The sequence below is a fragment of the Paenibacillus sp. GCM10023252 genome, from assembly GCF_042653305.1.
In the GTDB taxonomy this organism is placed as follows: Bacteria; Bacillota; Bacilli; order Paenibacillales; family Paenibacillaceae; genus Pristimantibacillus.
Genome location: NZ_JBHSHW010000002.1, coordinates 64,729 through 85,414, shown reverse-complemented (window position 1 = coordinate 85,414; position 20,686 = coordinate 64,729). Strand labels below are relative to the sequence as shown.

Annotated in this window: 22 protein-coding genes; 4 read left to right on the top strand and 18 right to left on the bottom strand. The window is 52.9% G+C overall.

Features of this window, described 5'->3' with window-relative positions; genetic code table 11:
* Positions 1 to 1,065, bottom strand: a complete 1,065-nt coding sequence (gene hisC / locus ACFO9Q_RS02175; RefSeq protein ID WP_379178213.1) for a histidinol-phosphate transaminase — start codon at positions 1,063 to 1,065, stop codon at positions 1 to 3.
* Between the two features lie 119 nt (positions 1,066 to 1,184).
* Here hisC and ytxJ point away from each other — a divergent pair, with 119 nt between their 5' ends.
* The gene (gene ytxJ, locus ACFO9Q_RS02170) at positions 1,185 to 1,541 is read left to right on the top strand and encodes a bacillithiol system redox-active protein YtxJ (RefSeq protein WP_379178211.1); all 357 of its coding nucleotides are present in this window, start codon (positions 1,185 to 1,187) and stop codon (positions 1,539 to 1,541) included.
* A 39-nt stretch (positions 1,542 to 1,580) separates the two neighbouring features.
* Here the strand turns inward: ytxJ and ACFO9Q_RS02165 are convergent, their stop codons facing one another.
* The 6 genes from ACFO9Q_RS02165 to ACFO9Q_RS02140 all read right to left on the bottom strand — a co-directional run bounded on the left by ACFO9Q_RS02165 (position 1,581) and on the right by ACFO9Q_RS02140 (position 6,995).
* Entirely contained in the window at positions 1,581 to 3,524 is a 1,944-nt protein-coding gene (locus ACFO9Q_RS02165) for an FtsX-like permease family protein (protein WP_379178209.1), read from the bottom strand.
* Positions 3,521 to 4,276, bottom strand: a complete 756-nt coding sequence (locus tag ACFO9Q_RS02160; protein WP_379178207.1) for an ABC transporter ATP-binding protein — start codon at positions 4,274 to 4,276, stop codon at positions 3,521 to 3,523. Before ACFO9Q_RS02160 ends, ACFO9Q_RS02165 begins: the two co-directional genes overlap by 4 nt.
* A gap of 124 nt (positions 4,277 to 4,400) precedes the next feature.
* The gene (locus ACFO9Q_RS02155) at positions 4,401 to 5,465 is read right to left on the bottom strand and encodes a sensor histidine kinase (RefSeq protein WP_379178205.1); all 1,065 of its coding nucleotides are present in this window, start codon (positions 5,463 to 5,465) and stop codon (positions 4,401 to 4,403) included.
* The gene (locus ACFO9Q_RS02150; protein ID WP_379178203.1) at positions 5,462 to 6,184 is read right to left on the bottom strand and encodes a response regulator; all 723 of its coding nucleotides are present in this window, start codon (positions 6,182 to 6,184) and stop codon (positions 5,462 to 5,464) included. The genes ACFO9Q_RS02155 and ACFO9Q_RS02150 overlap by 4 nt, the downstream gene beginning before the upstream one ends.
* A gap of 88 nt (positions 6,185 to 6,272) precedes the next feature.
* The gene (locus ACFO9Q_RS02145) at positions 6,273 to 6,530 is read right to left on the bottom strand and encodes a hypothetical protein (protein WP_379178201.1); all 258 of its coding nucleotides are present in this window, start codon (positions 6,528 to 6,530) and stop codon (positions 6,273 to 6,275) included.
* Between the two features lie 99 nt (positions 6,531 to 6,629).
* A complete protein-coding gene (locus ACFO9Q_RS02140) occupies positions 6,630 to 6,995 on the bottom strand; it encodes a HesB/IscA family protein (protein WP_379178199.1) in 366 nt (121 codons plus the stop codon).
* A gap of 230 nt (positions 6,996 to 7,225) precedes the next feature.
* Between ACFO9Q_RS02140 and mqnE the strand changes: the two genes are divergently transcribed.
* Positions 7,226 to 8,329 (top strand): aminofutalosine synthase MqnE, encoded by a 1,104-nt coding sequence (gene mqnE, locus ACFO9Q_RS02135; protein WP_379178197.1) that lies wholly within the window; start codon positions 7,226 to 7,228, stop codon positions 8,327 to 8,329.
* Positions 8,330 to 8,414: 85 nt separating this feature from the next.
* The gene (locus ACFO9Q_RS02130; protein ID WP_379178195.1) at positions 8,415 to 9,482 is read left to right on the top strand and encodes an NAD(P)/FAD-dependent oxidoreductase; all 1,068 of its coding nucleotides are present in this window, start codon (positions 8,415 to 8,417) and stop codon (positions 9,480 to 9,482) included.
* 42 nt (positions 9,483 to 9,524) lie between these two features.
* On the opposite strand, the gene ACFO9Q_RS02125 is transcribed toward ACFO9Q_RS02130, so the two are convergent.
* Complete coding sequence (locus ACFO9Q_RS02125; protein ID WP_379178193.1) at positions 9,525 to 9,800, bottom strand: YuzB family protein; 276 nt, start codon at positions 9,798 to 9,800, stop codon at positions 9,525 to 9,527.
* 87 nt (positions 9,801 to 9,887) lie between these two features.
* On the opposite strand from ACFO9Q_RS02125, the gene ACFO9Q_RS02120 reads away from it, so the two are divergent.
* Positions 9,888 to 10,136, top strand: a complete 249-nt coding sequence (locus ACFO9Q_RS02120) for a NifU family protein (RefSeq protein WP_379178191.1) — start codon at positions 9,888 to 9,890, stop codon at positions 10,134 to 10,136.
* A gap of 52 nt (positions 10,137 to 10,188) precedes the next feature.
* On the opposite strand, the gene ACFO9Q_RS02115 is transcribed toward ACFO9Q_RS02120, so the two are convergent.
* The 10 genes from ACFO9Q_RS02115 to ACFO9Q_RS02070 all read right to left on the bottom strand — a co-directional run bounded on the left by ACFO9Q_RS02115 (position 10,189) and on the right by ACFO9Q_RS02070 (position 20,559).
* On the bottom strand, positions 10,189 to 10,992 hold the full coding sequence (locus ACFO9Q_RS02115; protein WP_379178189.1) for an SDR family oxidoreductase: 804 nt from the start codon (positions 10,990 to 10,992) through the stop codon (positions 10,189 to 10,191).
* A gap of 24 nt (positions 10,993 to 11,016) precedes the next feature.
* A complete protein-coding gene (locus ACFO9Q_RS02110) occupies positions 11,017 to 11,730 on the bottom strand; it encodes a Cthe_2314 family HEPN domain-containing protein (RefSeq protein ID WP_379178187.1) in 714 nt (237 codons plus the stop codon).
* 58 nt (positions 11,731 to 11,788) lie between these two features.
* Positions 11,789 to 13,552, bottom strand: coding sequence for a UbiD family decarboxylase (locus tag ACFO9Q_RS02105; RefSeq protein WP_379178185.1), 1,764 nt, complete (start codon positions 13,550 to 13,552; stop codon positions 11,789 to 11,791).
* Complete coding sequence (locus tag ACFO9Q_RS02100) at positions 13,549 to 14,478, bottom strand: COX15/CtaA family protein (protein WP_379178183.1); 930 nt, start codon at positions 14,476 to 14,478, stop codon at positions 13,549 to 13,551. The genes ACFO9Q_RS02105 and ACFO9Q_RS02100 overlap by 4 nt, the downstream gene beginning before the upstream one ends.
* Positions 14,479 to 14,644: 166 nt before the next feature.
* Positions 14,645 to 14,992 carry a thioredoxin family protein gene (locus ACFO9Q_RS02095; protein WP_379178181.1) on the bottom strand — a complete coding sequence of 116 codons (348 nt, stop codon included), beginning with the start codon at positions 14,990 to 14,992 and terminating at the stop codon, positions 14,645 to 14,647.
* Between the two features lie 18 nt (positions 14,993 to 15,010).
* Positions 15,011 to 16,624, bottom strand: a complete 1,614-nt coding sequence (locus ACFO9Q_RS02090; RefSeq protein ID WP_379178179.1) for a copper amine oxidase N-terminal domain-containing protein — start codon at positions 16,622 to 16,624, stop codon at positions 15,011 to 15,013.
* Positions 16,625 to 16,780: 156 nt separating this feature from the next.
* Complete coding sequence (locus ACFO9Q_RS02085) at positions 16,781 to 18,424, bottom strand: putative polysaccharide biosynthesis protein (RefSeq protein WP_379178177.1); 1,644 nt, start codon at positions 18,422 to 18,424, stop codon at positions 16,781 to 16,783.
* A gap of 131 nt (positions 18,425 to 18,555) precedes the next feature.
* The gene (locus ACFO9Q_RS02080) at positions 18,556 to 19,287 is read right to left on the bottom strand and encodes a ThuA domain-containing protein (protein ID WP_379178175.1); all 732 of its coding nucleotides are present in this window, start codon (positions 19,285 to 19,287) and stop codon (positions 18,556 to 18,558) included.
* Positions 19,288 to 19,310: 23 nt separating this feature from the next.
* Complete coding sequence (locus ACFO9Q_RS02075; RefSeq protein ID WP_379178173.1) at positions 19,311 to 19,799, bottom strand: DUF456 domain-containing protein; 489 nt, start codon at positions 19,797 to 19,799, stop codon at positions 19,311 to 19,313.
* A gap of 7 nt (positions 19,800 to 19,806) precedes the next feature.
* Entirely contained in the window at positions 19,807 to 20,559 is a 753-nt protein-coding gene (locus ACFO9Q_RS02070; RefSeq protein WP_379178171.1) for a Cof-type HAD-IIB family hydrolase, read from the bottom strand.
* Positions 20,560 to 20,686 lie beyond the last annotated feature (127 nt).

Genomic DNA, 20,686 nt, shown 5'->3' with positions numbered 1-20,686 from the left:
CTATTCACCCACCAGCTCACGGACTGTCGACAGGAAGGCAGACATCTCTTCGTCCGTTCCAATCGTAATCCGCAAGTAGTTGTCAATTCGCGGCTGATTGAAGTAACGAACGAGGATTCCTCTCTCCCCTAGCTGTCGGAATAGCTCTTGGGCAGGCTTACTCGGATGAGAGACGAATACGAAGTTAGCCATAGAGTCCACCACATGGAAGCCTAGCTTGGTTAGCTCAGTAGAAGTGCTCTCTCTAGTAGATATGACCTTCAGCCTCATCTCTTGGAAGTAAGCCTCATCCTCATAGGCCGCAGCTGCTCCAGCAAGGGCAATGCGATCGATCGTATAGGAATTGAAGGAATTCTTCATACGATTCAGTCCTTCGATGAACTCCTCGCTGCCAAGAGCGACTCCTACCCGCAGCCCTGCGAGTGACCGAGACTTGGAGAGCGTCTGCACGACGAGCAGATTAGGGAACTCATCAATCAGCTTGACTGCCGACTCCCCGCCGAAGTCAATATAGGCTTCATCAATGATGACTACTTGATCCAAGCTGCTCTTCAGCAGCTCGCGGAAGTCATCTGCTGGTATGCCCTTCGACGTAGGCGCGTTCGGGTTCGGAATGACGATGCCTCCATAGCTTCCATTCATGAATGGCTGCAGGGGCAGGCTGAAGTCCTCCTCGAGCGGTATGAGCTCAGCCGGAATATTGTACAGCTTCGCGTACACCTTGTAGAAGCTGTAGGTAATGTCGGCGAAGGCTACTGGCTTGGCAGGGGAGAAGAAGGCTCCGAAGGCGAAGGCTAGAATCTCATCCGAGCCGTTGCCGACGAACACCTGCTTCGGTGATACGCCATAATACTTAGCCGCGGTGTGAACGAGATGGTCGCATGTTGGATCAGGATAGAGCCGAAGATCGGCGCCTACAGCAGCCTTCATCGCTTCGACAGCCTTAGGTGACGGAGGGTACGGATTCTCATTCGTGTTCAGCTTAATATACTGCTTGTCCTTCGGCTGCTCGCCGGGTACATAGGGGGTTAAGGCGGTAATGGTCTCATTCCAATACTTGCTCATGCAGGGAATTGCTCCTCTCCATTAATTGAACCGGTTGTCTATTCGAGATCGTATCATAGATGAACAGTCAATGTCATCAAACATCCAGCATCCGCTGCTCGAGAGGAGATACCTATAAGATGAAGCTGAATTATGAAGAGCTGACAACGATTGAGGAATGGAATGAGGTGCTCCGCCACTCGGATAAGGAGCCTGTGCTCTTGCTCAAGCACAGCACGGCTTGCCCGATTAGCGGAGCGGCTTATGGAGAGTTCACTGTCTATGCACGCAAGCCGAAGCGGAAGCTGTCGTGTGTCATGGTCAAGGTCATAGAGTCCCGATCTGTATCCAACCAGATGACAGCGGACTTAGGCACGAAGCATGAATCACCTCAGATCTTCCTGATCCATCGCAGAGAGGTGCTCTGGCATGCCTCTCACTGGACAATTACGTATGAGCGGATCGAACAGGAAGTCAATTCTAGGCTTCGGGCTTGAGCGGTGGATAGAGGGCCGAGCTTGCTGCTGAGCGCATTGCTACCCTCTGCTTCCTCCCGATATTTTCCTCCTATAACTTGAGGAAGCTAAGACGAAGTACACAGTCTGCATGAAGGCATAGATGCCAATGATGACGAACGCATAGGCCCAATATGAGCTGCCCATCAGATTGTCCAGCGTCTGCATGGCGAACAGGGCATGTACGGAGCCAAGCAGCACAGGCAGATAGAACACGACGGCAATCTGCGAGGTAACGATTCTGCGAATCTCCCTTCCCGTCATCCCGATTCGCTGCAGTGCCTTGAATTGAGCGATATCCTCCTGCAGCTCGGTGAACAGCTTGAAGTAGATCATGCTCCCCGAGGCGACGAAGAAGAGCAGAGAGATGAACAGGCCGATGAACAGCGTGAGGGCGATGGTCTGCTTGGCATCCGCGTAGTCAATGCTTCGCTGAACACTGTATTGCATCCTCAACTCCTCCGGCAACTGCTGCTTAAGCTTAGCCATCGCATCTACAGCCTTCTCCCAGCTCACCAGCTCATAGCCGTATACGATGATTCGCTCCGACTCTGGCGTCTTCGCGAGCCAATCTTCGTACCTGGTATCATCAAGAACGATGAGTCCATACGCATAATCTATCTTATTCATCACTTCACGGTTAAGCGTGCTTGTGATAGGAAGGGACATGACCTCTCCGCCCACAGTTACCTCCAGCTTAGCGTCACTGTAGTCCTGCTTATCCCATTGGCTGATCACCAGTGCAGCCTGTTGCGGCTGCAGATTCGTTGTGCTGATGGATTGCTGGTCTGCCATCACGTTATAATCACTCTCAGATACGAACAGAAGCTGGCGACTCGGATACTCTATGTTCCCTACATTCGTATCTATGCTTGCCCTGCCCGCCGGAATGCCAATCAACTTAAGCTGATGCTTAATGTCCAACTCTTCCGCCTTGAGGAACTCCTCCAGCTTCTCCGGCTGGATTACCTCATGAACGCCCTCTCCCTTCTCCGTGAAGGCGATCGTGTAGGGAGATATGCGCACTGCATTCTCCTTGCTGTTCACCTGCATAATGTATACCGCTCCGGATGCTGTCAGAATGACCGCGCTCAGCAGCGTTACGATGAACAGAATCCTCGCGTTATCCTTCATCTTGTAAGCAAGCTGAGAGAGGGTCAGCATATTCGTACGGTCATAATAGATAGCCTTCCTCCTCTGCAGCCCGCGTACAATGAAGATGCTGGCTTGTGTATACAGGAAGTAAGTACCCACGCAGACTAGAGCTAATATTGGCAGCGCGTATACATTGAAGGTAACACTGCTTATATCGACAGCCAGGTAGTAGCCTCCACCCAAGCACACCGCTGCAAGCAGCGACAGCCATGGAGAATACTTCGGTGCAGATCTCGGCTTGCGCGACGCCCGAATCAGTTCGATAATCTCCGATCGCCCGGTGCTAAGCGACGTTACAATTGCAATGACCAGGAACATGGCCAGGAATCCTCCAGCTGTCAGACCGATAGCAGGCAGCGGAGCAGCGAAGGCGATGGAGGAACTGCTGCCGAGCAACACACCAATGGCCATGAAGAACAGCTTGCTGAGGAGCATGCCCGCCGCAATGCCTGTCCCGATGGCTAACATTCCAATTCCGATCGTCTCATAGATTACAAGCTTGCGAAGCTGCAATCTCGTCATGCCGAACAAGCTTAGCAGGCCGAATTCCAGCTTCCTTGTCTTCAAGAAGGCGGAAGTGGCATAGAGCACGAACAGGAAGGAGAAGATGACGATGACATATTCGCATAGCTCGAGAGCTTTTCTAACCTTATTCGCTCCAACAATGACACCGCTCAAGACATCTGGATGGTAGAGGAACGAGGCATAGATATAGAAGATGAGGACAGAGAATACACTGCTGAGGAAGAACGCGCTGTACGCTCTCCAGTTGCCCCGAATGTTGGACATGGCAAGAGATCGGAAGTTCATTCGAAGCTCCCTCCCAGCAGACTGAGAGAGTCTAGAATCTGTTGGAAGAATGCCTGTCGGTTGCTCCCGCGCCGAAGCTCGGAGAAGAACTTCCCATCCTTGATGAACAGAATCCTCTCACAATAGCTCGCTGAGAACGGGTCATGCGTAACCATCAGAATGGTCGCCCGCAGCCGCTCATTCATATCCTTCAGCGCGTCCATGGCGTCCTTCGCCGACTTGGAATCGAGATTGCCCGTTAGTTCGTCCGCCAGCACGATAGACGGCTGATGAATAAGCGCCCTTGCAATAGCAGCCCGCTGCTTCTGTCCGCCGGACACCTCATACGTACGCTTGTCCATAATACCCGTGATGTGCAGCACGTCTGCTATGGCTGCAGCCTTCTGTTCAATCTGCTTAGGAGCCATCCCATCCAGTACAAGCGGCAGGATGATATTCTCCTTAATGGACAAGGTATCCAGCAGGTTGAAGTCCTGGAAGACGAACCCCAGCTCACGTCTCCGGAACATAGCCAGCTTATTCGCATCAAGGCGGGTCGGCTCCACCCCATTAATCTCGATGACGCCAGACGTCGGACGGTCAATGGTGGAGAGCAGATTAAGCAGAGTGGTCTTCCCGCTCCCCGAAGGCCCCATGACCCCTACGAATTCCCCTGCCTCAATCGTTAAGTCGATATCCTCCAGTGCCTTGTAGGACACATTCCCCTTGCTGCTGTATACCTTGCTGAGTCCTTGCGCTTGCAATATGCTCATTCCTATATCCTCCCTTAGTAGCTGCTCTGAATCACTACCTGTAGTATATCGCCGCTTGGAGGAGGAACCCATCGATTACCGTTGCAATTGCCGCCCCGAACATTACAGAGTTGTCACCTAACCATCACTTATGAAGACTAGTGGTCTCGAATACGAGCTTCACCCTCGTCCCTCTCCCCCTCTCAGAGGTCAGCGTCAGCTCATGCCCCAGCTTATCGCATACTTGCTTCGACAAGTAGAGCCCCATGCCGGTTGACTCTCTGCCCGTTCGACCATTCTCCCCGGTATAGAAAGGATCAAACACACGTGGCAAATCATGCGAAGGGATGCCAGCTCCTTCGTCCTCCAGCTCGAGCACAGTCCCTCCGCTGGGCAGGGAGTGCAGGGCAATTCGGAGCTGCTTCGCGCCCTCCTTGCCTTGTGAGTACTTAATAGCGTTGCTGATCAACTGATTAAGCACGAAGTCCAACCACTTCTCATCACTCTGAACGACCGCTTCTCCTTGAATACTAGGGTAGATTGCATGCCGGATGAACAGCCGCTTGTGCCGATTGACAGCCGTTCGAATCAACTCATGCAGCGGGAGCTGCTTCGGATGGACATCCATCTCGAACTTGTCCAGCCTAGCTGCTGTAAGCATCATCTCCAGACCACTCGTGAGGCGCTCCGTCTCTTCAGCTACGCTTGTCCACGCAGCCCTGACAGCCGAATCTTGCTGCAGTCCAAGCTCTTCATGCTGCCCTTGTTGAGCGAGCAGGTCGATGACCGATACGGGGGTCTTCATATGATGAACCCATTGCATGATGAAGTGGTCTCGCAGCTCCTGCTGCTTCCTATATTGCCTCAGCTCGTTCAGGTAGCTGCTGTGCAGCTCCGTTAACAGATGCTGAACAGCTTGCTGCTCCCTCGTTCCTCCGGAGGGGACTAGTGCTACTTCCTTAATTCCCTGATTAGATGCTAACGCTTCGTCTAGCTGCTTGAAGAAGGGGCGCCTCCACACATAGTCCAAGACAAGCCACAGGATTAGGAGGCTACCCGATAGAATCAGGTAATACCAGATGGTCCCGGTATCTACCATTCGATCATATCTCCATCGCTCCAACAGCAGCAGTCCTATCGCCAAGCCCGCTCCCAGTACATATACCGCTATGTACAGCAGTCGATCCCGAATATAATTCCCCAGCTTCATCTTCTCTCTCGGCCTTCTCTAGTAGAATGGATGTTGAGCTTGTACCCTATGCCCCGCACCGTCTCGATCGCCCCTTCTAGACCTAGACCATCAAGCTTCTTCCTAAGCCTTGTCACATTCACCGTCAGCGTGTTGTCGTCGACGAACTGAACATCATCCCACAATGCCTCTAGCAGCTTGTCTCTGGATATGACTTCACCAGCTGCTTCAAGCAGACAGCCTGCGAGCAGCTGCTCATTCTTCGTGAGCTCTACCCGCTCCTCGTTCCATTCCAGTTCGTTACGATTCAGATAGAGCTTAAGCCCGCTTGCTTCTACTACGGATATCGATCCAGCTGTCGTCGAAGGAGCATATTCCCCGTAAGCTCTCCTTAAGACGCTCTTCACCTTGGCCATGAGCAGGTCCAGATGAATCGGCTTGGTCACATAGTCGTCTCCGCCATTCTCAATCGCCATGACCTGGTCCATCTCTCCCGCACGAGCGGAGATGAAGATGATCGGCACATTCGACCTGGATCGAATCTGTCTGCACCAATAATAGCCATCGTAGTAGGGAAGATTAATATCCAGCAGCACGAGATCAGGACTGGTCCTCTCCAGCTCTTGGGTAATCTCATTGAAGGAAGGCGTTCGATACGCGTCGAAGCCGTATCTGGCAAGGAACTCCTGCAGAATAGTACTAATCTTCTCATCATCTTCCACAATCATTATGCGATACATAGCCGGCTCCTTCTGTATGGTTATCGTTCCCAGTAAGCACAAAAAATGCCCCCGATTGCTCGGAGACATCTCTTAAACTGTTGTTGAATTAGCTCATCTGCTTGATGAATTCCGCTTCCAGCTCAGGCATATGCTTGTTCGCGCACTTGCAGTAGTAGTCCTTGCGGCATACCGGGCAAGGGAAGTTCAGCAAGCGGTTAACGTCCTTCAGCTTCCAATCTGGATCCTTCGTTAAGAAGAGACGGTACTTCGATTGGTCTACCGTTGTAACTACGTACTGGTAGAGCCCTGACTTCTCGTTCACATCCGAAGTCTGAATATGCTTAATCTCCGAGCTAAAGGCCATATTGGATTACCACCTATATTTGTGAATTTGACTTACGCAAGAATAGCTGTATTCCCCTCGATTGTCAAGGGCAGCCCCCTTGGTCAATCCTGTATCAGCTTAACATTCGCCGGCTTCGCTAGGCTTGCCCGCATCCGTTGCTGTCCGGAAGGAGGAGCCGCAGCCGCAAGTAGCAGATGCATTCGGGTTCTCAATGGTGAACCCTCCGCCCATTGCTGATTCCTTCCAGTCAATCTCTAGCCCATTCAAGTACTTGATGCTCTCCTGGTCTACAACGACCTTCAATCCGCCGGTTGCGCTTAGCTCTTGATCATTGTCATGCAGCTCATCGTCGAAGCCCATCCCATAGGAGAAGCCGCTGCAGCCGCCTTCCTTGACGCCAATTCGCAGGAAAAGGTTAGGCGTTTCTTCTTGCTCCAGCATTTCTTTAATTTTATCTGATGCCGATTCGCTAATTGCGATCATGCTCATCCCTCCATACCAAGATGGTAACATTCTTATAACTAGAATGATTCTTATCTTCTTCAACTATTATACTCCACTTCCCACGCTTGCTCAAGGGATGTCAGACTTTGTTGTTGCCCGTCTATACGATGAGGTTTATAATAGTTACAGCTTCTGAATCGGATAAGCAAGTTCTTTTTTTCACAAACTTAAGGATTCGGACTCACCTGAGATATAAGGAGGCCTCCGGTATGAACGTCGTTACATCAGCCGAGAGTACACGCATGCAAGCAATACAGGAGAAGGTTCGGCGCGGAGAGCGTCTGACGCTTGAGGACGGCGTCTTCCTCTATCAATCGGACGACCTGCTCACCATAGGCCAGATGGCCAACGAAGCGAATATGCGCAAGAACGGCAAGAAGGTCTACTTCATCGAGAATATGAGCTTATACTTCACGAATGTGTGTGAAGCTCATTGTGCGTTCTGCAACTTCCGCAAGGACGAAGGGCAAGACGGGGCTTACACGCTGACTGGCCAGCAGATGATTGAATATGTGGAGCAGCATTATCACCCAGGCGTGAGGGAATTCCATATTGTAGGCGGACATAACCCGAACGTACCGTTCCAATACTATGTAGACTCCCTGCGGGCGCTTAAGGAGCGCTTCCCGGAAGTGACACTGAAGGCTTACACAGCGGCGGAGATTGACTTCTTCTCCCGCATCAGCGGTCTGAGCTATCGCGAAGTGCTGCAGGAGCTGATGAAGGCTGGCCTAGAGTCGCTGACTGGCGGCGGAGCAGAGATTCTGTCGGATCATTATCGGAAGAAGATGCGTGTAGACAAGGCAGACGTTACCCAATATCTGCAAGTGCATCGCACCGCCCATGAGCTTGGTCTGCGTACCCATACGACGATGCTGTACGGTTCGATTGAGACGCATGAGGATCGGGTTAGACATCTTATACACCTTCGCGAGCTGCAGGATGAGACGAATGGCTTCCTTGTCTTCATTCCGCTCTCGATGCAGCCGATAAGTCCTAAGGCAGGCATTCGCCGCCGCAACTCGGCTTATGAGGATCTTAAGACGATTGCCATCTCACGATTAATGCTTGATAACTTCCAACATATCAAGGCTTACTTCATTAATATCGGCGTTCAGCTGACCCAAGTTGCCCTTACGATGGGAGCCTCTGATGTACACGGCACCATCGTGAAGGAGAAGATCTCTCATGCGGCCGGAGCATTGACGCCTGAAGGCATCACACGCGAGGATCTGATCTGGCTCGTCAAGGGTGCTGGGCGGACTCCAATCGAGCGGGATACGTTCTATAATGAAGTGAAGGTATACGAATAACGTCAGCTTGAGTAATCCCTTGGCTTAGGGCATATATTAGCCACAGTACATTAACATCTAGAGTTGTGAGTGAGGTAGAGAACTGATGAAAAAATTCGTCGTGCTCGGCGGAGGATATGGTGGATTATCCCTCGTCAATGAGCTGCTTGAAAAAAACTTAAGCAACGATATTCAAATTACGCTAATAGACCGCATGCCCTTCCAAGGGCTTAAAACCGAATACTATGCGCTGGCAGCAGGAACGGTGTCCGATCTGGAGCTTAGAGTGAAGTTCCCGGTGGACCCTCGCCTGCAGCTCACTTACGGTGAAGTGACCGATGTGGATATGGATGCGAAGCTTATCCATCTGGAAGGCCAGGACCCGATCTCCTATGATTGGATGGCTATCGCCCTAGGCTGCACGGACCGCTTCCACGGTATTGAAGGAGCAGAGCAATATGCCACAAGTATTCAGACCTTCTCCGCAGCCAGGCATACCTACCAGCTGCTGAATGATACGAAGCCATATGGGCAAGTTACGATAGTGGGCGGGGGATTAAGCGGAGTTGAGGTTGCAGCCGAGCTGCGTGAGAGCCGCAGTGATCTTAACATTCGCATCATTGACCGCGGACCTAGCATCATGTCTGCCTTCCCAGGCAAGCTGCAGACGTTCGTTGCCTCGTGGTTCAACGAGCATCACGTGGAGATGCTCGGCAACGTATCGCTCAATAAGCTCGAGCAAGGTGCGCTGTATGATCAGCGTTCAGGGGATACGATCTATACCGATGTCACGGTATGGACGGCCGGTATTCAGCCGGTGCCGCTCGTTCAGCGGATGAATCTGCCGAAGGACAATCAGGGAAGACTGATTATTAATGAGCATCATCAGCTGCCTAGCCATCCCGAAGTATTCATCGTGGGAGACTGTGCTTCCCTGCCGTTCTCACCGAGCGGTCAGGCAGCAGGGGCGCAGGGCAAGCAAGTAGCAGAGGTCATGCATGCCATATGGAATGACCGGACACCAAGGCTATCCCGCATTCAGCTTAAGGGAGTACTTGGTTCGCTTGGGAAGAAGAGCGGCTTCGGCCTCATGGGCAGTACCGCCTTAATGGGACGTGTGCCCCGTCTCATCAAGAGCGGTGTATTGTGGAAGTCGAAGCGGCACTTCGGATAGTATTGGCGAGTGGAGATAATAGTGCCTTGTACACTTGTCAGCTCACAGATCGTCAATGAGCCTGTCTAATGCTTCCCGGTCGGCTTGCTGCTGATCCACCGAGGATAAGATCTTGTCATACAGCTGATCAACTGACTCGGCAGAGACGATGGTTCCATCCACGAGCGCGAAGGGAAGCATATAGCATTCTCCGCAGTTGCCCAGGCAACCGTACTCGATGACGTCGAACCGTTCGTCCGCCTCCAGCTTTTTCATGATGTTATCAGTTCCGTGATGCATGTTACTCGCACAGAATTCTATGGTAGGTTTTAGGATCATAATGAATCTCCTTGCCTTACTTAAGTTGATATCCATTTTCAATTAAGATACTTTGTATTATAATAGGTTAGAAAGGAGATGATTGCAATGAGTGAAAGTATCCAAGACACAACGATGTACGATGAGGTACTGGATGTTCTAGATAAGCTTCGTCCGTTCTTGCAGCGCGACGGCGGCGACTGTGAATTGGTTGATGTAGAGGATGGCATCGTGAAGCTTCGCCTGCTAGGTGCATGCGGCAGCTGCCCAAGCTCTACGATTACCCTTAAGGCCGGTATCGAGCGCGCGCTTCTTGAAGAGGTTGAAGGCGTACAAGAGGTCGTTCAAGTATTCTAATTGCTGGCAGAGCTACCTTGAGCTCCTCCGCATAAGCAAAGAGTCTTACCCGCTAAGCTTCAGGCGGGCAAGACTCTTTTTTTGTCATAATATTATTGCGTATCGGATCGAAGCCGCCCGTTACGCTAACGAGGTTGCCCGTAATGAAGTCAGAGCGCGGATGACAGAGGAACACAATGACTCTGCCAACGTCCTCGCCAGCACCCGGCCTTCCAACCGGAGACTCTGGATCAATCAAGCTGGCAGCCTGTTCGATCGACATCTCCTTATGGTCTCCCCTAATATCCCCGGGTCCAATCATATTAACGGTAATGCCATAGGGCGCTTCCTCCACCGCCAGCGTCTTGGTGAAGGAGACGAGTCCCGTCTTCGCAGCGGCATAGACCGCCCTGTGCGGCCAAGCGCGGGCTTCAGCAGCGTGACCGAAGCCGAAGTGGATAATCCGTCCCCAACGCCTCGCTCTCATGCCCGGAAGGAGCCTGTGGTCGAGCAGCATGACACCGAGCAGATTGCCATTCACGAGTCTCGTAATCTCTTCGGCCGAGTAATCGACGAATAACCGGCGTTCCCTGATGAACGGCCCCGCGTTATTAATTAGAATATCAATTCCCGAAGGACTCCATTCCTCTGCGCGGGCAGCCAGCTCCTCTACCCCGTCAGCTGTCGAGATATCGGCCCGAATCGCGATAGCCCGCACGTTCATGCCGGTAAGCTGCTGCTGCAGCTCCTGCGCTTCCACTTCACTATGTAGATAATTAATAATAATGTCGCAGCCCTCGGCAGCAAGCTCTAACGCAGCCCGCTTCCCCAGTCCCTTAGCGCTGCCTGTTATTAATGCGGTTCGGCCTCTGAGCACAGGCGATATCCCCCCTACGCCTTCCTACTTCAAGGATGGCGAGAGCTGCTTCGTCATATAGTCATAGGACAGATACACCGACTCGATGACGAGCTGCAGCCCTTCGCTTAAGTCAACCATTTGAGCCTCGATATTTTCCAGCAGCACAGCTTCCCCGTACGTTCTGTGGCTCTGCACGAGATCATCCTGCATCTCGGAGTTCATGTAATGGATCTCACTGTTGCGCCGCTTGCGGAGTCTGTTCGTAACTTCCTTCTTGCTCTCCTTCAGCTCATTAAGCCTCCAAGTAAGCTCCGTATGCGCATTCTTCTCTCTCATTGTACGCAGAACCGTGAAGTAAGAGAAGTGCGGCTTGATTCGTTCCGTATGCATCTGCAGACTATCGTTGAGGAGCGTACCCAGCTTGTCGAGCATGGAGAAGATGCGGATGAAGGCGTTTTTGTCAAAATAGACGTAGCGATAGTAATCCATCTGCTCTTCCTCTCCCATATTCGCCAGAACAGCGGACTTCACCTTCCTGCCGAATCGCCCCGCCGCATAATGGCTCTGCTCCAGCTCATCGAGTGAAGCAAGCAGACCGCGAGTCCAGATCTCATAGGTGCGAAGCTTATGATCGACATCTTGGCCTGCAGCCACACGCTGATGAAGCGTGGAGGCGAACTGCTCCATGATGCGGAAGGTGTCCGCCAGCCTCCCTTCCGGTATGCGGGGTGGTTCATCCAGCAGCAATCGCAGCATCCTGCTCCTCCTCTAGTCTTAGGCTAATACTATAGTGTACCCCGCATATCGGCAGCTACTACTGGAAGTATTCGCTCCAGCGTCCGTCGACCAGCTTCACGATATCCTCGCGCGGGAACAGCTCATCCGGATAACCCGGCTTCATGCGGGCATCGATGACGATTGGAAGCTTGTAGCCGAAGTGATGGCGCTGAATCTCCGCACCTGCATAGATATCATCTGCTGGATTGAAGCGTGTGAATACGGTCCAGAGGAACGGGGTCTGCGCTCTTGCAATCTCAGCATCGTCAGCTAGTATGACTAGCGGCCACTGCGTGCCTCTCGCGGTCAATCTCTCCAGCAGACGCTCTGCCAGAGCCGGCTCCGCTTCGTAGGCTGCACCCGATACGACTAGGCAGCCGCGGCAGTAAGGAACAGCCGCTGTAATCTCATCAATCGGTCCTTCTTCATAGACAGCCGGAAGCTCACGCACAGGCTCTCCGACGCCGAGCAGCACACCCTTACTGCCATGGTTAAGCTTGCCGCTCGTATAGTCGAGCGTATCATGGGACGTCTCATCGAAGATGAACAGGTCCTTGCTCGGCTGGAAGCGCTCAAGCACCGTCTCCAGCAGCGTATGGAAGCTGGACAGCTGAACGGGCTGGTCGGTCAGGATGAGGAACTTCGTCAGGCGAAGCTGACCTTCGCCAAGAATGCGGAAGGCGGTCGACAAGGCTTCCCTTGAATATGCTTCTCTCACTACAGCTGCTGCCAGCGCATGCACGCCCGTCTCTGCATAGGCCCACAGGTCCTTCACACCCGGCATCGCCATCGGGAAGGCAGGTGACAGCAAGCGCTGCAAGTATTCGCCAAGGTAATAGTCTTCTTGGCGAGGCTTGCCGACAATGGTAGCCGGGTAGATGGCATCCTTCCGATGCCATACATGATTCACATTGAATACAGGGAAGTCATGCGTTAACGAGTAGTAGCCGAAGTGGTCGCCGAACGGCCCTTCCGGACGTCTCACATGCGGCGGCACGTTGCCGGAGATGACGAACTCCGCCTCCGAAGGTATGCGATGGATACCATATGGATCGGTTACAACCGGGAGCTTGCTCCCTGTAATGAGAGATGCCAACATAAGCTCAGGAAGACCTTCCGGCAAGGGTGCAATCGCCGATGCAATTAGAGCCGGCGGACCGCCTAGGAACACCGACACCGGCAGCGCTTCATTCCGCTTCTCTGCCTCGTGGTAATGGAACCCTCCACCCTTATGTATCTGCCAGTGCATGCCTGTCGTGGAATCATCGAAGATCTGCATCCGGTACATGCCGAGGTTATGCTGCTTGCGATGCTGCGGGTGCTCGGTATAGACGAGAGGCAGCGTGACGAACGGTCCACCGTCCTCCTGCCAGCTCGTAATCGCCGGAATGCCTGCCAGCGGCTTGTCCTTCTTCGCAACCTGCAGCACAGGAGCGCTGCCCGCAGGCACTTCCTTAAGACCTACCTTCAGCATCTCCCAAGCCAGATTCTTCTCTCCCCAGATCGCGCTGAAGGTGGGCGGCATAATCCGGTCTACCGCTCCAATAATCTGCTTCACCAGCGCTTCCGGTCGCGGTCCGAAGGCTAGATCGACTCTTCGGCTCGTCCCGAACATGTTCGTGAACACAGGGAAGCTGCTCCCCTTCACATTCGTGAAGAGAAGAGCAGGCCCTTCGGCGTCGATGACGCGTCTATGAATCTCGGCAATCTCCAGATAAGGATCTACAGGTGCCTCAATAATCTTCAAGTCGTTCTCTCTCTTAAGCAATTCGATGAATTCACGCAAGTTGTGTAAGCTCAACCGTGTCTCCGTCCTTCCTGAAGCCGCTTGGCTCGAATCGTCATATCAATTAATAAGCCGAACAAGCCTGTAATGATGACATTATGCAATAAGTTCGTGAAGATGAACCATTCCTCGTTGCCGATCGTCGCGGTCAGCCAAGCACCGCTTAAGATCTGAGCGACTACGAGCGTGAGCACCCAGCCTGCGGGACGCTTCATATCCACTCCGCCGCTGCCGCTGACCCGTCTAATGTGAAGGTAGAGGGCAACGATCGCTAGCCCGAATATCATCGCCGCTACGCGGTGGATGAAGACGAACAGAGTCGCTCCTTCAAGTTCAGGAATGACTTCTCCGTTGCACAGCGGCCATCCCACACACCCTCCTGCTGAATCCGTATGGCGCAGGAAGGCGCCAATGTAGACGACCACATAACAATAGACCGTTGTTGCCAGCACGAACGGGAATACAGACCGCGGGACGGTCAGCGTCGTCGTATGAACGCCGCGCCTTGCTCTGCCTGTCCAGATGACGAGCAGCAGCGTGGCTGCTACGGCCAGCATCGAGATGCCGAAGTGGAGCGCCATGACAGGGGCTGATGTCGGCCATATGACCGCTGCACGTCCCATTAACGCTTGAACAACTGTCAGCACGAACGCCGCAGCAGCATAGATAATTGGCTCTCTATGTTTACGATAACCAATTAGAGTTGCAAGTAATGTGGCAACGACGAGCAGACCTTCTACCCCCGTTAAGAACCGATGAGAATACTCTATTAAGGATTCCAGCGACTTCGCAGGGATGAACTTACCATGGCATAGCGGCCAGTCCGTTCCACAGCCTTCGCCTGATCCGGTATTAGTTACAAGAGCTCCGCCTAATAGGACAAGGAGCATTCCGATGCAAGTGACAATAGCAAGTATACGATAACGGCGAGTTACCATCATGTCATTCCTCACCCTTCCCTTCAGTAATCACAACTCATTATATCTGATATGATTCGCATAAAGCCATGTTGAAAATGTGAAACTTCCCCCTGCGAATTCGAGTTGTGAACAAAACAAAAACCGTGCAGCCGGGAGTGTCCCGTAAGCCGCACGGCATTCATTCCTCTTAAGGATTAGGGAGAGCGCCCGCAACCGCAATCGCACGGTCAACGAACTGCTCAATCTCTTCTCTGGACTTGCGAAGCTTGCTGACGAACCGGATGAGCTCCACTCCTTGGCGGAATGCGATGAAGCTCGGAATACCTAGAATATTAAGCTCCGAGCAGAGCTCCGGCAGATCGTCCCGATCCAGCTCAATGAAGGACGCCTTGCCAGCGTAATGCTTCTCCAGGTCCGGCATGAAGGGGTCGATGAAGTGACAATCCGGGCACCAGGTTGTTTTGAATACAGCAATGGTGACCTCTTCCCTTGCAACAGCTTCGCGGAATGCTTCTTCCGTTAACAACTTCTCCATAAGCTCGTGCTTGCCTCCTTATTCAACTTCCCGTTCAATCGTAACATACCCGTAATCTTCCTCATCGTATTCGTCCCACTGCAGCTCAGCACCGAGCACCTTCACGAAGTCCTTCGCCGAGACATAAGTCGTGCTGTTAATCGTCGTCACCGGGAACGCCCACTTCTGCGCCTTCCCGTTCACGAGGACGGAATCGCTGCCGATCTTCATGCTGAGCGTCGTTGCTGTCGCATCGTCTACGACCTTAATGGCTCTTGTCTTCTTGTCGTAAGTGACCTTAGCGCCTAGCTGCTCAGACGTGCTGCGAAGCGGGATCAGGGTAGCTCCTGACGGAGTCAGGATTGGCGGGTGCGCATCGTCGGTCCATAGCATAATAGATTGTCGTCCAACGTGCAGCTTGTTCTTCAGTATATCATAGACCGTGGAATCGGAATCTGCCTGCTGCAGCAAGTCACGTCCATCCATGCTGAACATCTCTTCAAGGTCCAGCGCTTCCTTAGGCTTCGTTGGAGCTTCGGACTGGACAGAGCCGTTCACATTCCAGCGCTCGCTAGTCATAATGACCGTAACCCCTTCAAGCGGGGAGCCTTCTGTCAGCTCAGCGCCAGGCTTCACAGCCGCTTCAATCCGCTGCTTGCGAACATCCAGCTTGCTGTCCACATACAGGTCTGCCTTCATATACGTATCCTCTGTCAGAATCTCATCGAGCGGAAGCTCACCCTCCTCGCCCTCTTCCTCGGCCAGCTCCATCTCTTCCTTCAGTGACTCCATCATATCCATGACTTCATCCACTGTCTCCCGGATCGTCTCCTTCTTCGTAGGGGCATCCAGTTCAGGCTGCTCATAAGGATTCACTTCACCCGCTGCTTCGTACAGCTCGGGATGCTGCAGCATAATGTCGTAGATGCCTGTCAGCATCTTCTCCATACCCTTGCGGTCTGCGGACAGCGCCTCCACATAGGACTTCGCCCAGTCCCAGATGTCCATGCCCTTAAGTTCGGACTGAACATGCATGACCGAGACGGCTTCACCATGAATGGACTCTGTAGCCGGCTTCACCGTTAATCCCGCAGGATTAGGAAGGTGATGGATGGCATAACCGCTCACTTGATCAATAATCTCATGTCCGATGGCCGTAAGCGATGCTTCATCCAGCTCTGTCTCCCCAGCTGACTGAACACCTACCCCGACTTCAGCTCCAGCCATATTAATGAGCTCCTCGCCTGTCATATCCAGGACGAGCGGCTGCTTCACACCTTCAATCTCCATCACCATCAGCGTCTCCGACATGCTCATCTCGAAGCCGATATCGGTCTTGTCACCGAAGTAGATTCTACCTTGGAAGGAGGCATGCGTGGAATCCTGCATCTTCACATCCTTCAGCTCCAGCTTCACGTTCGCCATCATGCGAAGAAGCTCAGTCTCATCCTCGTCCATGTCTTCCATTAGCTCTTCATTCAGATGCAGCTTCAGCTCCATCGTCTCTGCTGCTTCCATGGACGTCACCTTAAGCGCATTTGCAATCATGCGGTTCAGGTCAAGTCCGCCTACTGCTTGGCAGCCGGCAACAATCAGCATCGTAACCACGAGCAGCCCAGCGACAACCTTATTTCTTCCCCCAATTTTTCTCAAAAAAGTGATACCCCTCTCTCAATTCCCTCATTTATGTAGTTCCAGCTTATTGTACATGAGGGGGGAGGAGGCTGTAAACGATTATCAGCGTTGCCGTATCTAACATAATTGTGAAGGCCTGCCCAATGACGGGCAGGCCTTCGTAATTAAAGTACATTAAGAAGAAGCTTGACGGCTTCCTCCAGGGATGAGCCTCATCACCTTGCCGAACAGCTTGCGAAGCGGTCCGGGGAAGGATTGGATGTCCTGCGGCGTAATCACTCGCAGCACAATGAGCAGTCCGACGTAGAGCGCTCCAACGACGAGCGCAGTCAGCCCTCCGGCTATGAGATAAGTTAGCTTATCCGGCCAAGCGCTGAGCAAACTCCTTAGACCATAATCGGTACCGAAGCCGGCAGCACTGGCGACCGCGATCGTAAGGAGATAAGCAGGCCAGCGTGTGCCAAGCACATTCAGCGCTACCCCTCGGCGAATCGCACGCAGATTAAGCCAGGAGATGGCGAGGAAGCACAGCGTGGATGCTGCGATCAAGCCGTATGCGCCCATCAGAGGGGCTAGAGCCAGACTTCCAGCCACCTTGATTGCGAAGCCAAGCAGCGTGTGCCTCATCGGCAGTCTTGCCTTGCCTAATCCGAACAGGATAGAATTCGATGTCATCATCGTAATCTGGAAGATGGTGCCCGCTGTGAGGGCGGCAACCAGCCCGCTTCCGGTAGTATTCGGGAAGAGGAAGCCTGTGGCAGAGGTAGCCGCAACCGTCAACAGCAGTGCGATGGGCACACCGGTGAAGACGACAATCCGCATAACCAGTGACGCTTGCCGCTGCACTTCCTTCACATTACCAACGGAATGAGCAGCGGAGATCGCCGGGATGATGGACTGACTGAGAGCTATAGCCAGTATAGGCGGAATGCCTGCCAGTGCAATTGCCTTCACGCTATAAGCATCATTGAACAGCTTGGCAACGGCATCGGATGTATAGAACCCTTCCGTCAGTCGCATGAATAATGAAGTATCGAATAAGTACATGAGATTAACTGTCATTGCGGTCACAACAATGGGGATAGACATGGAGAAGATCTCACCATAGATCTTCCTGAATGGAATCGTCGACTTCTCGAATCGAATGCTGCCAGCCTTGACCTCCGCGGCATCTTGCCTGCTGAGCTTATGGCCGTAATAGAGCATGACCGCCAGAGCTCCGATGCTGCCGAATACGCTGCCGAACGATACGGCCGCTGCTACCCAGCGGTCTCCCCAGCCCCAGTTAAGCACGAACAGGGCCAGACCTATACCGACGATAACCCGCATCACTTGCTCAATAATCTGAGAGATTCCGCCTGCAGACATCATCTGCCTGCCTTGGAAGTATCCTCTCATCATGGCGATGATCGGGAAGAGCAGCAGAGCAGGTGCGATAGCCCTAATGGAGGACGAAGCAATATCAATCTTAGCCACATAGGAGGAATACCATGGAGCTAACACATAGAGGATCACGGAGAGCAACAGGCCGGTGACGGCACCGAACACAAGGGCAGCCCTGTAGATGCGCTGCGCCTCCCCTGCTCTTCCTAGAGCATGGCGCTCGGATACCATCTTGCTAATGGCTGATGGAATGCCTCCTGTCGCAATGACGAGCAGCCAGAGATAGAGATTATTAGCCAGGGAGAAGGAGATCCCTCCGTCCTCTCCCAGCATATAGTCCATCGGAATCCGCTGGAACAAGCCCAGGAATCTGGCGACGAGAGCGGCTGCGGCGAGAATGAGCGTGCCCTTAAGTAATGAGTCCTTCTTAATCATAGTTGTGTTCGCCTCTCAGTCATCACACAAGCGGACGGGTCCCTGCCGGCTGCCTCACGCGCTAGTTACGCTGTGTGGCAAGCAGGCTTAAGGACGACCGTCCGCTTGTCATAATTACGATACCATACTAGTTAATTACCCTTGCTGCCAATCTGCTCGAGCGGCTGGTGGTTGCCGCGTACAGGCGTTGCCGCACCGGATGGAGCTGCCCACTTAATTCCGTTCTGAATGACCCGGAGCACTTCCGGGTTGTAATACGTCGGGTAGGTCTCATGGCCCGGACGGAAGTAGAATACCTTGCCTTGTCCGCGATTCCATGTGCAGCCGCTGCGGAACACCTCTCCGCCTTCGAACCAGGACACGAAGATAAGCTCGTCCGGCGCCGGAATGTCGAAGTGCTCGCCGTACATCTCTTCATTCTCAATCGTAATATATTCAGGAAGGCCCGCAGCTATAGGGTGAGCAGGGTTGACCGTCCAGATCCGTTCCTTCTCGCCTGCTTCACGCCACTTCAGATCGCAGCCAGTACCCATCAGCTTCTTGAAGATCTTCGAGAAGTGACCGGAGTGGAGCACGATTAGTCCCATGCCGTCCATGACCCGCTGATGAACACGGTCAACGATTGCATCCTCTACCTTGTCATGGCCCATATGTCCCCACCAGATGAGTACGTCAGTACTCGCCAGCACTTCCTCAGTCAGACCATGCTCGGCCTCTTCCAGCGTAGCGGTACGAACCTCGAAGCCGTCGCTGCCGATTCCTGCAGCCAGTGCTGCATGGATGCCGTCCGGGTATACGGCAGTTACTTCAGGATGAACCTTCTCATGCAGGTATTCATTCCATACGGTTACTCTAATAGTCATGCCTAATAATCTCCTTCTCAATGTCAGTTGAATTTAACAATCCATATGACGAACATAGCAATCATCGCCAGCTGCAGAACAATCTTCACAATCATGCTGGAGAAGAAGCCGATGACCGAACCGAATCCCACCTTGAGCGACTTGTTCACGTCCGAACCGGCTATCAGCTCTCCGATGACTGCGCCAACGAACGGACCAAGTACCAGTCCGAATGGCGGGACGACGAATGCCCCGGCTATGACGCCAATCGTACTGCCTATGATGGAGGCTCTAGAGCCGCCGAATCTCTTCACGCCCCAAGCGTTAACCGCGTAATCTGCTAGGAACAACAAGGCGACAATCAGCGTCTGAGTCGACCAGAATACCCAGCCGAACGGCTCGAAGGTGAAGAACCATCCATAGACGAAGAATGCTGCGTAGATCGCAAGCGCACCCGGCAAGATTGGGAAGATAGCTCCAGCCATACCGACGGCGAACAAGACAATGATTAGTATCCAGCCAATAATCTCCATCTATCCATTACCCCCTCAGCACGTGATGACGAATCACATCAGCGACCCCATGCTCTTGATTCGATAGGGTTACGACATCCGCCGCAGCCTTAACCGTATCCTGAGCATTGCCCATTGCAACTCCTAGTCCTGCTTCACGAATAGCTGCGATATCGTTCAGGCTGTCGCCGACCGCTACGACTTCGTCCATGGTGATCCCAAGCACCTCGCACAGCTCTCTGAGCGCGCTTGCCTTGGACACCCCGAGCGGGTTCATCTCCAGGTTCCATGGTGAGGAATTCGTAATCTCCAGCGCCTGCCATGACTCTACCTCTTCGAGAATCTGCTGCCGAACGGCATCATTCTCCGTATAATAGCCGAACTTGAGCCAGTGATGATTGTCGTAATCGTCTACGGGGTCGATCCACTTCTCCTTGTTATAGATGTCATCGGTAGAGTAGGCCCAATACCAGGGCTCTCCGTGCTTAAGCGCAAGCTCATGCATGCGCCTAATATCAGCAGCATTCATCAGTTCCCTGCGATGCAGCACATGCGGCTTCTGCCAGATCTCGCCGCCGTTCACCGTAATCATCGGAGTCTCCAGCTTCAGCTGCTCTGCATAAGGCAATGCGCTGCGGAAGCCGCGCCCTGTTGAGAAGCTGACGATAATCCCTGCATCCTGTGCACGCTGAATCCAGTACTGATTCTCTTCACTAATCTCGCTCTGCTCATTCAGGAGCGTCCCATCCATGTCCAGCGCAATCAACTTATAATCTCCCATGTAAGCCTCCTTGCTAGTCCTACAGCTATAATATCACAATCAGGCGGAGAGAATCCAAGCGATCAAGAGCTCTTCAAGCACAGCTCCTATTATAACGAATAGCGGTTGGCCGAGGTTACGCAATGTT